This window comes from Pseudomonas nunensis (genome assembly GCF_024296925.1).
GTDB lineage: Bacteria > Pseudomonadota > Gammaproteobacteria > Pseudomonadales > Pseudomonadaceae > Aquipseudomonas > Aquipseudomonas nunensis.
On record NZ_CP101125.1, the window covers coordinates 6,921,510 to 6,932,500 of the forward strand.

Consider the following 10,991-nt stretch of genomic DNA (forward strand, 5'->3'; position numbering starts at 1 on the left):
TCACGCGGCCCGGGCCGCAATACATAGAGAGTTTTTAACGGTGAAAAGCAAACTCAAGCTCCACGGGTTCAATAACCTGACAAAGACCTTGAGCTTCAACATCTATGACATCTGCTACGCGGAAACCCCGCAAGACCAGCAGGCTTACGTCGAGTACATCAATGAAGAGTACAACGCGAAGCGCCTGACGCAGATCCTCACAGAAGTTGTCGATATCATTGGTGCCAACATCCTGAACATCGCCAGTCAGGACTATGATCCACAAGGCGCCAGCGTCACGATTCTGATCTCTGAAGAGCCGGTAACCCCGACCGACAGCCAGATCGAAGAGTCGCCGGGCCCGTTGCCCGAGATTATCCTGGCCCACCTCGACAAGAGCCACATCACGGTGCACACCTATCCGGAAATCCATCCGGTGGACGGTATCGCGACGTTCCGTGTGGACATTGACGTGTCGACGTGTGGTGTCATTTCACCGCTTAAAGCGCTCAATTTCCTGATTCACCAGTTCGATTCGGACATCGTGACCGTGGATTATCGCGTGCGCGGTTTCACCCGTGACGTAGAAGGCAAAAAGCACTTCATCGACCACGAGATCAACTCGATCCAGAACTACCTCTCCGAAGACACCCGCGACAGTTACCAGATGACTGACGTGAACGTGTACCAGGAAAACCTGTTCCACACCAAAATGCTGCTGAAGAACTTCGAACTGGACGACTACCTGTTCGGCGACGCCACCAACAGCCTGTCCACTGAGCAACGCGCCCAGGTGACCGACCGTGTGAAACACGAAATGCTGGAAATCTTCTACGCGCGCAACATGCCGACCTAAGATTTTCGGGTACAAAAAAGGCGACTACCTCACGGCAGTCGCCTTTTTTATGGCCGGTAAAGAACTCCTGTAGGAGCGAGGCTTGCCCGCGAAAGCTGTTGGTCATTCAACAATGATGTCGACTGACACTCCGCTTTCGCGAGCAAGCCCGCTCCCACAGGTCAGATTCGATAAGTACTCTTGGTCATCACCTTGGCCAGCAAACTCATCCCGAACTTCACCGGTGCCGGAAAGCGAAAGCCGCCAGCCTCCAGCGCACTTTCCGCATGATGTTCTTCATCAATGCGCATCTGCTCAAGAATCGCCCGGGACTTTTCGTCCTCGGCCGGCAATTGCTCAAGGTGTTCGTTCAGGTGTTTGCAAACCTGATGCTCGGTGGCGGCAACAAATCCCAGGCTGACCTTGTCGCTGATCAGCCCTGCCACGGCGCCAATCCCGAACGACATGCCATAAAACAGCGGATTCAGAATGCTGGTGTGGCTGCCCAACTGATGGATGCGTTGTTCGCACCACACCAGGTGATCGATTTCTTCTTCAGCGGCATGCTCCATGGCCGCGCGCACTTGCGGCAGCTTGGCGGTCAGGGCCTGGCCCTGATACAGCGCCTGGGCGCAGACTTCGCCGGTATGGTTGATGCGCATCAGGCCGGCAACGTGCCGGGTGTCTTCGTCGCTCATTTGCGTTTCCGGTTGCACGATAGCCGGCGAAGGACGGTACGGTTGGCCACTGAAGGGCAGCAGGGTACGCATCGCGGCATCGGCTTGCAGCAGAAGACGGTCAATCGGCGAGTAGTGACGTTGGGTAGTCATGCTGACCTCCGGGAGGAATCTCGGCGGCCAGTTTAACCGAATCGGCCGGGGAAGGTTTGCGCTGGGTCATTGTGATGCAGTTGCCGTGCGGTGATCTATTGTGGGAGCGGGCTTGCTCGCGAAGGCGGACTGACAGCCAACATCATTGTTGAATGTTAAATCGCCTTCGCGAGCAAGCCCGCTCCCACAGAGGGCGGGTGAATCAGCCCGGCGGCCAGTTCATCTGGCGCTGACCCAGCACGTGCATATGAATGTGGTAGACAGTCTGCCCACCTTCTTCATTGCAGTTCATGACAACGCGGAAACCTTTTTCGCAACCCAGCTCCAGCGCCAGGCGTTGGGCGGTGAACAGGATATGCCCGGCCAGCGTCTTGTCGTCCTCGGTCAGGTCGTTGAGGGTGCGCACCGGTTTTTTCGGGATCACCAGAAAATGCACCGGTGCCTGTGGGGCGATGTCGTGGAAGGCCAGTACCTGGTCGTCCTCGTAAATGATCTTGGCCGGGATTTCCCGGTTGATGATCTTGGTGAACAGAGTATCCACAGCTGTTTTCTCCGTTGTTTGGGCTGGCCTGAGTGTACCCATGGGGTAAACCCGAGCCCAGCCATTTACCTTTAGGGGCTATTAGCGCGGACAGTAGGCCTTGTTGACCATACCGGCGATTGTCCGGGTCAGCCACCGCGAGCCAAGTCGCGGCAGGAAGGCGAACCATCGATTCAACCTTCCGGGAATAATGATCGCGCGGTTTTTCGCCAGGGCGCGCACGGTGTACAGCGCGACTTCTTCCGGGCTCATCAGCAGCCTGCTGTCGGTGACCTTTGCGGTGTCCAGTTGTGCCGTATGGAAAAACCCAGTGCGAGTAGGGCCGGGGCAGAGCACCGATACCTTTACCGCACATTTCTTCAGCTCGACGCGTAAGCCTTCGGAAAAATGCAGCACATAAGCCTTGCTCGCGTAGTAAGTGCTCATCCACGGGCCGGGGTGAAATGCCGCCACCGAGGCCACGTTCAAAATCTGACCGCCGCCCTGCAAGGCCATGCTGTTACCGATGGCGTGGCACAGGCGGGTGAGGGCCAGGATATTCACCTCGATCAAGTCCTGCTCGGTCATCCAGTCCTGGGCCAGGAACGGGCCGCACGTACCGATGCCGGCGCAGTTGACCAGCAAGTCGATCTGCCGGTCGCCTTCCTCCAGTTCCAGCAGAAACCCGGACAGCCTTAGCGGCTCGCCCAGGTCGCAGGCGCGGAATAGCACCTCAACGCCAAAACGTTGAGTCAGTTCAATCGCAATACTTTCCAGCTGATCACGTTGTCGGGCCACCAGAATCAAGCTGTGGCCGCGCCGGGCCAGCGCTTCGGCCATCGCCAGGCCGATGCCGCTGGAAGCGCCAGTGATCAGAGCGTAACGGGTCATGCAGTTCTCCATCGCAACAGCTCCGCGCCAGCGACGCAGGTGTCACGGGCGGGGAGCGCTGTTCATTCTTTCGCAGAGTCTACAGGGGGCTGGGCTTCTTCGGCTGCCTCCGCTGCATCGTCGGCTGCATTTGGTGCTTGTTCAGCCTCGTCCGCCGGTTCGACTTCCACTTCGTCGGTGGTCACCGAGCTGCTGTCATAGCTGGTTTCGGCCGCGCTTTCGTACTCTTGCTGGATAGCGGTGATGCCGCCGGCCAGTGCGCCGATGAAGATGAGTGCAATAAACACCACCCAGAGCCAGGCCAGCACTTTGACCGCCGTGCTGTTCGGCGGGGGCGGTGCGCCGTACTGATTGGCAGTGGGATTACCCGGAACCACCATGATCACGAACGGAAAGAAGCTACCCACGAACGGCACAAGGTTCAGGAGCCATAGCCACCCGGACCAACCGCAGTCATGCAGACGCTGGACGCTGAACTGAATACTGACGAACCCCAGCGCCACAAAAAGAATAAAGGCCACCAGACCGCCGAGAATCAGGCCGGCGGTCGAGTCCGCGCCGATGAGCGCGAGGCCGAACAGTGCCAGCACCGAACCCACGGCCAACGTCACCAGGGTCAGGGCCATGGTCCAGGCCAGGAATCGCAAGCGCCCGATACGACCTTCGAAGCTGAACGGCTTGAGAGTGGCGAACGCTGGCAAGGTTTCACCGACTGTCGCCCGCGGCGGGGCATACGGCGACTCAGGGTCTGCCGATACTGTCTGATAACTGGTGGGGACATGTTCGTGAACGTCGGACAGGTTCAGCTCGATCGACGGCTCGGCTTCGATTCGGGCATCGATGCCGGTTTTCGTCAGCGCCTGGAGATAGGATTGTGCGTCGAGCTGTGACAGGTCGCGTTTGAGCGCAACAGTGCGGCCACTGAATAGCCGTTCAATGGCGGCGACGTCGCTTTTGAACAGTTCAGCGAGGTTGAGTTTGGCGGTAGTGACGTCGACGCCTGGCAGCAGAGCGCCGTCGAAGACGATCTTGAAACGGTTTTCGCTCATGTCCGAGGCATCCTTGTCGCGCAGGTTTGGAAAGGGGGTGTTGCAATCGAGCAGTGTAAGGCCAGTCGGGAGAGGCTGGCCAAGCTTTACAGTCAGCGCGGCCAGCGTTTAGGCAACTGTGCCGCCAGGTCCAGCGCCTTGCGGTACTCCGCATCCAGCCGGGCGACCAGTTGATCGACACTTGGCAAGTCATCGATTTCGCCAACGCCTTGCCCGGCAGACCACACGGTTTTCCAGGCTTTGGCTTCATCGCTTATAGGCTTGAGTTTGGAGCCGAAGTTCACTTCGCCTTTACCTTGGAGTGCCGCCATGTCGAAACCGGCCGCTTCCAGGCTCTGGCGCATGAAACTCGCCGGTACGCCCGACACCGCTGGAGTATGCACGATGTCTGCTGCTCTGGAAGTCAGGAGCATCTCCTTGTAGGCGTCAGGCGCATGACTTTCAGTGGTGCCGATAAATCGCGTACCGAAGTAGGCCAAATCCGCGCCGAGCAATTGCGCGGCGAGAATCTCGTGTCCATGGTTCAGGCAGCCGGCCAGCAACAGCGTCTTGTCGAAGAACTGGCGAATCTCGGCGATCAACGAGAACGGGCTCCAGGTTCCGGCATGTCCACCGGCACCGGCGGCCACGGCGATCAAACCGTCCACGCCCGCTTCGGCGGCTTTCTCGGCATGGCGACGTGTCGTCACGTCGTGAAACACCAGGCCGCCATAGCTGTGCACCGCATCGACCACTTCTTTTACCGCGCCGAGGCTGGTGATCACGATCGGCACTTTGTGCTCGATACAGATCGCAAGGTCGGCCTGCAGTCGCGGATTGGTGTTGTGAACGATCAGGTTCACCGCGTAAGGCGCCGGGTTCTCCAGCGTCGCGAGGCCTGCTTCGATCTCTTCCAGCCACGCCTTGAAGCCGCTGCTTTCGCGTTGGTTCAAGGCAGGAAAGCTGCCGACTACGCCATTGCGGCAGCAGGCCAGCACCAATTGAGGATTGGAAATCAGGAACATCGGCGCGGCTACTACCGGCAGACGCAAGCGTTGTTCGAGCAGAGCGGGCAGCGACATTGGAAGTACCCCGGTTAGTTGCGGCTTATTGAGTTTAGAACGGTCGAACCACGACCAGAATTACGATTGCCAGCAATATCAGAACCGGCACTTCATTGAACCAGCGATAAAAGACATGGCTGCGGGTGTTTTCGCCACGGGCAAAACGTTTTACCTGGGCGCCACACATGTGGTGGTAGCCGATCAGGATCACGACGAGGGTCAACTTGGCGTGAATCCACGCGCCCTGGCTGAAGATGCTGGGGTTGAGGTAGATCAGTGCGATACCGAAGATCAGTGTGGCGATCATCGCCGGGCCCATGATGCCCCGGTACAACTTGCGCTCCATGATGCTGAAGCGTTCCTTGCTGACGGCGTCTTCGCTTTGCGCGTGATAAACGAACAGGCGCGGCAGATAAAACAGGCCGGCAAACCAGCAGACCATGCTGACGATATGAAGCGCTTTGAGCCACAGATAAAGCATTTTTAGTTATTCCCAGGTTCACGGTAGCGGGAATAGTAGAGGCTAGAAGCTCCGCACGTCACCTTGACGGTTGTCGCAGGGGCGCGCGGCCCCTATTATCGACGGCTTTCCAGTGGGTTCGTTGAGGGCAGGTATATGGTCAAGGTCGGTATCGTCGGCGGCACGGGTTACACCGGTGTCGAACTGCTGCGTCTGTTGGCACAGCATCCGCAAGCTGAAGTGGTAGTGATCACTTCCCGATCCGAGGCCGGTCTGGCCGTGGCTGACATGTACCCGAACCTGCGAGGCCACTACGACGGCCTGGCGTTCAGCGTTCCGGACATCAAGACCCTGGGCGCCTGCGACGTGGTGTTCTTTGCCACGCCTCACGGTGTTGCTCACGCCTTGGCCGGTGAACTGCTGGCCGCCGGGACCAAGGTCATCGACCTGTCGGCAGACTTCCGTCTGCAAGATGCCGATGAGTGGGCCAAGTGGTACGGCCAGCCGCACGGTGCTCCGGAGTTGCTGGAAGAGGCGGTCTACGGCCTGCCGGAAGTCAATCGCGAACAGATCAAGCAAGCGCGCCTGATCGCCGTGCCGGGTTGCTATCCAACCGCCACGCAATTGGGTTTCCTGCCATTGCTCGAAGCGGGCCTGGCGGACACTTCCCGTCTGATCGCTGACTGCAAATCCGGTGTCAGCGGCGCCGGTCGTGGTGCTGCGGTAGGTTCGCTGTACTCCGAGACGTCGGAAAGCATGAAGGCTTACGCCGTCAAAGGGCACCGTCACCTGCCGGAAATTCGCCAAGGGCTGCGTCGCGCCTCGGGCAAGGACGTCGGCCTGACCTTCGTTCCGCACCTGACCCCGATGATTCGCGGCATCCACTCGACGCTGTACGCGACTGTCGTCGATCGCTCGGTGGATCTGCAGGCGCTGTTTGAAAAGCGCTATGCCAACGAACCGTTCGTCGATGTGATGCCTGCTGGCAGTCATCCGGAAACCCGCAGCGTGCGCGGTGCCAACGTTTGCCGTATCGCCGTGCATCGTCCACAGGATGGTGACCTGGTTGTGGTGTTGTCGGTGATCGACAATCTGGTCAAAGGTGCGTCGGGCCAGGCGGTGCAGAACATGAACATCCTGTTCGGTCTGGATGAGCGCTTGGGCCTGTCCCACGCGGGCATGCTGCCGTAAGGCTTTATCGCGCTCGGCAAAAAGGCCCTTCTAAAGGGCCTTTTTGCATTCTGGTCTGACAATTGGATCGATTGATATACCGTAACAATAGTTGACCAATTTTCTAGGAGAAGCGGATAATGCCCGACATCACGCATTATGGCGGCGTAACGCCGGGAGATAGTTAGCATGAGCGTCGAATCCTTCACCCCCACGGCTTTGCAATTCACCCACGGTGCCGCGCACAAGGTGAAGAGCCTGGTCGATGAAGAGGGGAATGATCGCTTGAAGCTGCGCGTATTCGTTACGGGCGGTGGTTGTTCAGGTTTCCAGTACGGCTTCACCTTCGATGAAGAAGTGGCCGATGACGACACCATCGTCGAGCGCGAAGGTGTGAGTCTGGTGGTCGATCCGATGAGCTTCCAATACCTGGCAGGTGCCGAGGTGGATTATCAGGAAGGTCTGGAAGGTTCGCGTTTCGTGATCAAGAATCCGAATGCCAGCACGACTTGTGGCTGCGGTTCTTCGTTCTCGATCTGATCCGCGTCACCGAATTACAAAACGCCGCAGGGCTTCACAGTCCTGCGGCGTTTTGCTGTCCGGGATTCATCGGGATAAGTCAGTCGCAATTGTCAGGCGGGGTAGATGGCGCCAAGTACGCGCAAGCCGCGGGCGCCGGTGACGCTCGGGCGATTGGCGGCGATGCCTTCCAGGCAGCAATGGGCCAGCCAAGCGAAAGCCATCGCTTCGACCCAGTCCGGGTCTACGCCGTAGGTAGCGGTGCTGCTGACCTTGGCATTAGGCAATAAGCTCGCCAAACGGGCCATTAGCGTAGCGTTGTGCGCGCCGCCCCCGCAGACCAGCAGTTCCCGGGTATCTGCCTGGGCACTTTGCAGTGACTCGACGATGGTCAGGGCGGTCAGTTCGAGCAGGGTGGCTTGTACGTCTTCTGCTGCGAAGGCGGGCAAGTGCGACAGATGCTGAGTCAGCCAAGGCAGGTTGAATACTTCGCGGCCGGTGCTCTTGGGACCTTTGGTCACGAAGAAGGGATCGCTGAGTAGCTCGCTCAACAAGGCCGGTTCGACTTTGCCGCTGGCTGCCCATCGGCCATCGCGATCGAAATTGTCGCCCCGTTGCTGGTGAATCCAGGCATCCAGCAACACATTCCCCGGGCCACAGTCGAAGCCGGCAACTGGTTTGCCAGGCTCGATCAGGCTGAGGTTGCTGAAACCACCGACGTTCAGTACCGCGCGGTTACCGGGTTGCTCTTCAAACAAGGCTTCGTGGAAGGCTGGAACCAGTGGTGCGCCCTGGCCGCCGGCGGCGACGTCGCGGCTGCGGAAGTCGCTGACCACGGTGATGCCGGTCAGCTCGGTCAGCAGGGCAGGGTTGCCAATCTGCACCGTGAAGCCGCGTGCCGGTTCGTGGCGAATGGTCTGGCCGTGGCTGCCAATCGCGCGAATGTCTTCGGGTTTCAGGTGTTGTTGATCAAGAAGGGTGTGAATGCCCTGTGCGGCCAGTTTCACCCAGTTTTGCTGGGCGATGGCCGAGCGGGCAATCTCATCCGGGCCGCTAGCGCACAAGCCAAGTAGCTCGGCGCGTAGGGATTCCGGCATGGGGATGTAGTGCGTGGCGATCAGCTTGATCGCCGAGGCTTGCTCGATCAGAGCGATGTCCAGGCCATCGAGGCTGGTCCCGGACATCACACCTATATAGAGCGCCATGGCTTAGCGTTTGCTCGAAGCCAGCATGGTGGCCTTTTCTTGATCCATCCGCGCCATCAACGGCTGACTTTGCGCAAGGAAGCGTGAGCGCTCGGCCTTGGCGATCGGATCAGCCATTGGCAGTTTCTGGCCCAGTGGGTCGACGTGGACGCCGTTAACCTGGAACTCATAGTGCAAATGCGGGCCGGTGGATAGGCCAGTAGTGCCGATATAACCAATCACTTGGCCCTGTTTGACGCTGCCGCCGGTTTGCACGCCTTTGGCGAAGCCCTGCATGTGGCCATACAGCGTACGGTAGGTGTTGCCGTGCTGGATGATGATGGTGTTGCCGTAACCGCCACGACGCCCGGCCAGCAATACTTTGCCGTCACCGGTAGCCTTGATCGGCGTGCCGCGAGGGGCTGCGTAATCGACGCCTTTGTGGGCGCGGATCTTGTTAAGGATCGGGTGTTTGCGGCCCATGGAGAACTTCGAGCTGATGCGGGCGAAGTCTACCGGGGTGCGGATGAACGCCTTGCGCATGCTGTTGCCGTCAGCGGTGTAATAGCTGCTGTTGCCTTGTTTGTTGGTGTAACGCACGGCGGTGTAGGTCTTGCCGCGGTTGGTGAAGCGTGCGGAAAGGATCGGACCGGTGCCGACAGCCTTGCCGTTGACGACTTTCTGTTCGTAGATCACGTCGAATTCGTCACCCTGGCGAATATCCTGAGCGAAGTCGACGTCGTAGCCAAACACGCTGGCCATGTCCATGGTCAGGCTGTGGGACAGGCCGGCGCGAGCGGCGGACTGCGACAGCGAGCTGTTGATCACGCCATGAACGTAGGCGGAGCGCACGGTCGGTTTGGCGGTAACGCGGTTGAACACATAACCCTTGTCATTCTTGGTCAGGGTAATGGTTTCGAGGTCGCTGACCTTGCTGTGCAGGTTGGTCAGTTGGCCTTCAGGGTTCAGCTCGAATTCGAGTTTCTGGCCATGTTTGAGCTGGCTGAATTGCTTGGCCTGTTTGTCGCTGGCCAGGACTTCATGCACGGAGGCGGCGGGAAGGCCGACCTTTTCAAACAGAGTCGAAAGGGTGTCGCCTTTGCCGACGATCACTTCTTTATGATTCGGCGCTTTCTTTACTTCGACCACTGGCTCAGGCGCGGCCTGGGCGGTTTGCTTGGTGTCTTCGGCGCTGTCTTCGATTTGCGCGAAAGGAGAAGCTGCGGGCTCATTTGTGGCTTGAACGGCTTCGGCAGCGTCTTGATCTTGTGTCAGTTGTTCAGCGGGACTTTCCAGTTCAAGGCTCAGGGTCGTCTTTTTGGCTTCAACATCACTGGAAGGGAATACCAGGAGCGCCAGGCTGAGAAGGGCGGCTATTCCACTTGCGGCAAGCAGGTGGGTCTTCGGGTAAAGCGGGGGCGCTTTAGACGGTTCTGTGGTCATAGGTAATTTTTGACTTTGAAAAGATGAATTGGAAAAGATGAATGACATGATGAAGATGAAATAACTGTATAAAATATAACCAAATCATCTCTGAAGCAAGCCTGCGGATGCTCTGTCCGTGGATTGGCGTGCGTGCGCCGGGCAAAACTTGTATTTGGTGCGCGATCTTGTATGGTTGGTTCCCTTTGAATCTGAGCCTTGCGGGTCTGTTATGAAGTCGGTTGAAGAGCAGCTAGCGCTGATTAAACGTGGTGCGGAAGAACTGTTGGTCGAGTCCGAGCTGATCGAAAAGCTCAAGCGTGGCCAACCGCTGCGTATTAAGGCGGGCTTTGATCCGACTGCGCCGGATTTGCACCTGGGTCACACGGTGCTTATTAATAAGCTGCGCCAGTTCCAGGAGCTGGGTCACCAGGTGATCTTCCTTATAGGTGACTTCACCGGGATGATTGGTGATCCGAGTGGCAAGAGCGCTACTCGTCCCCCGCTGACCCGTGAGCAGGTTCTCGAGAATGCCGAGACCTATAAGACTCAAGTCTTCAAGATTCTGGATCCTGCCAAAACCGAGGTGGCGTTCAACTCCACCTGGATGGATCAGATGGGGCCGGCGGACTTCATTCGCCTGACCTCGCAATACACCGTGGCTCGCATGCTCGAGCGCGACGATTTCGATAAGCGCTACACGACCAATCAGCCCATCGCCATTCATGAATTCCTCTATCCGCTGGTCCAGGGTTATGACTCGGTCGCCTTGCGCGCGGATGTCGAGTTGGGCGGCACCGATCAGAAGTTCAACCTGCTGATGGGGCGTGAGCTGCAGCGTGGTTATGGCCAAGAGCCGCAGTGCATTCTGACCATGCCGTTGCTTGAAGGCCTGGACGGCGTGAAGAAGATGTCCAAATCGTTGGGCAACTACGTCGGTATCCAGGAAGCGCCGGGTGTGATGTACAGCAAGCTGGTTTCCATTCCCGATGCGCTGATGTGGCGGTATTTCGAGCTGCTCAGCTTCCGCTCCATGGATGAGATCAATGCATTCCGGGCTGATGTCGAGGCGGGTGCCAATCCGCGGGA

The 10,991-nt window shown here is 58.4% G+C and carries 12 protein-coding genes (1 of these 12 only partly in view); 4 read left to right on the top strand and 8 right to left on the bottom strand.

Translation table 11 applies throughout. The annotated features are described in order from the left end of the window. Positions 1 to 40 precede the first annotated feature (40 nt). Entirely contained in the window at positions 41 to 835 is a 795-nt protein-coding gene (gene speD / locus NK667_RS30550; RefSeq protein WP_054044117.1) for an adenosylmethionine decarboxylase, read from the top strand. Between the two features lie 161 nt (positions 836 to 996). Here speD and coq7 read toward each other — a convergent pair whose 3' ends face one another. The 6 genes from coq7 to hemJ all read right to left on the bottom strand — a co-directional run bounded on the left by coq7 (position 997) and on the right by hemJ (position 5,628). Further along, positions 997 to 1,644, bottom strand: a complete 648-nt coding sequence (gene coq7, locus NK667_RS30555; RefSeq protein ID WP_054044116.1) for a 2-polyprenyl-3-methyl-6-methoxy-1,4-benzoquinone monooxygenase — start codon at positions 1,642 to 1,644, stop codon at positions 997 to 999. A 202-nt stretch (positions 1,645 to 1,846) separates the two neighbouring features. Further along, on the bottom strand, positions 1,847 to 2,185 hold the full coding sequence (locus tag NK667_RS30560; RefSeq protein WP_054044115.1) for a histidine triad nucleotide-binding protein: 339 nt from the start codon (positions 2,183 to 2,185) through the stop codon (positions 1,847 to 1,849). Positions 2,186 to 2,266: 81 nt separating this feature from the next. Beyond that, complete coding sequence (locus NK667_RS30565; RefSeq protein WP_054044114.1) at positions 2,267 to 3,055, bottom strand: SDR family NAD(P)-dependent oxidoreductase; 789 nt, start codon at positions 3,053 to 3,055, stop codon at positions 2,267 to 2,269. 62 nt (positions 3,056 to 3,117) lie between these two features. After that, positions 3,118 to 4,104, bottom strand: coding sequence for a DUF805 domain-containing protein (locus tag NK667_RS30570; RefSeq protein ID WP_054616812.1), 987 nt, complete (start codon positions 4,102 to 4,104; stop codon positions 3,118 to 3,120). A 92-nt stretch (positions 4,105 to 4,196) separates the two neighbouring features. Next, a complete protein-coding gene (locus NK667_RS30575) occupies positions 4,197 to 5,165 on the bottom strand; it encodes an NAD(P)H-dependent flavin oxidoreductase (protein WP_054616811.1) in 969 nt (322 codons plus the stop codon). A 34-nt stretch (positions 5,166 to 5,199) separates the two neighbouring features. After that, complete coding sequence (gene hemJ, locus NK667_RS30580; protein ID WP_054616810.1) at positions 5,200 to 5,628, bottom strand: protoporphyrinogen oxidase HemJ; 429 nt, start codon at positions 5,626 to 5,628, stop codon at positions 5,200 to 5,202. Positions 5,629 to 5,763: 135 nt separating this feature from the next. On the opposite strand from hemJ, the gene argC reads away from it, so the two are divergent. Further along, complete coding sequence (gene argC, locus NK667_RS30585) at positions 5,764 to 6,798, top strand: N-acetyl-gamma-glutamyl-phosphate reductase (RefSeq protein ID WP_054616809.1); 1,035 nt, start codon at positions 5,764 to 5,766, stop codon at positions 6,796 to 6,798. 168 nt (positions 6,799 to 6,966) lie between these two features. Then, entirely contained in the window at positions 6,967 to 7,317 is a 351-nt protein-coding gene (erpA, locus tag NK667_RS30590; RefSeq protein ID WP_007947969.1) for an iron-sulfur cluster insertion protein ErpA, read from the top strand. Positions 7,318 to 7,409: 92 nt separating this feature from the next. On the opposite strand, the gene NK667_RS30595 is transcribed toward erpA, so the two are convergent. Together NK667_RS30595 and NK667_RS30600 are read right to left on the bottom strand one after the other, a co-directional pair. Beyond that, complete coding sequence (locus NK667_RS30595) at positions 7,410 to 8,501, bottom strand: anhydro-N-acetylmuramic acid kinase (RefSeq protein ID WP_054616808.1); 1,092 nt, start codon at positions 8,499 to 8,501, stop codon at positions 7,410 to 7,412. Positions 8,502 to 8,504: 3 nt separating this feature from the next. After that, entirely contained in the window at positions 8,505 to 9,923 is a 1,419-nt protein-coding gene (locus NK667_RS30600; protein ID WP_054044108.1) for a peptidoglycan DD-metalloendopeptidase family protein, read from the bottom strand. A 211-nt stretch (positions 9,924 to 10,134) separates the two neighbouring features. On the opposite strand from NK667_RS30600, the gene tyrS reads away from it, so the two are divergent. Further along, positions 10,135 to 10,991 carry the 5' portion of a tyrosine--tRNA ligase gene (gene tyrS, locus NK667_RS30605; RefSeq protein WP_054044107.1) on the top strand. The gene runs 343 nt beyond the window's last position, so the window shows 857 of its 1,200 coding nt (coding positions 1-857); it begins with the start codon at positions 10,135 to 10,137; its stop codon lies beyond the right edge, outside the window.

Bases quoted from the DNA above. Each gene is read 5' to 3' on its own strand.
- coq7 (WP_054044116.1), bottom strand. From the start codon at position 1,644: ATGACTACCCAACGTCACTACTCGCCGATTGACCGTCTTCTGCTGCAA.
- NK667_RS30565 (WP_054044114.1), bottom strand. From the start codon at position 3,055: ATGACCCGTTACGCTCTGATCACTGGCGCTTCCAGCGGCATCGGCCTG.
- NK667_RS30570 (WP_054616812.1), bottom strand. From the start codon at position 4,104: ATGAGCGAAAACCGTTTCAAGATCGTCTTCGACGGCGCTCTGCTGCCA.
- NK667_RS30575 (WP_054616811.1), bottom strand. From the start codon at position 5,165: ATGTCGCTGCCCGCTCTGCTCGAACAACGCTTGCGTCTGCCGGTAGTA.
- hemJ (WP_054616810.1), bottom strand. From the start codon at position 5,628: ATGCTTTATCTGTGGCTCAAAGCGCTTCATATCGTCAGCATGGTCTGC.
- argC (WP_054616809.1), top strand. From the start codon at position 5,764: ATGGTCAAGGTCGGTATCGTCGGCGGCACGGGTTACACCGGTGTCGAA.
- erpA (WP_007947969.1), top strand. From the start codon at position 6,967: ATGAGCGTCGAATCCTTCACCCCCACGGCTTTGCAATTCACCCACGGT.
- NK667_RS30595 (WP_054616808.1), bottom strand. From the start codon at position 8,501: ATGGCGCTCTATATAGGTGTGATGTCCGGGACCAGCCTCGATGGCCTG.
- NK667_RS30600 (WP_054044108.1), bottom strand. From the start codon at position 9,923: ATGACCACAGAACCGTCTAAAGCGCCCCCGCTTTACCCGAAGACCCAC.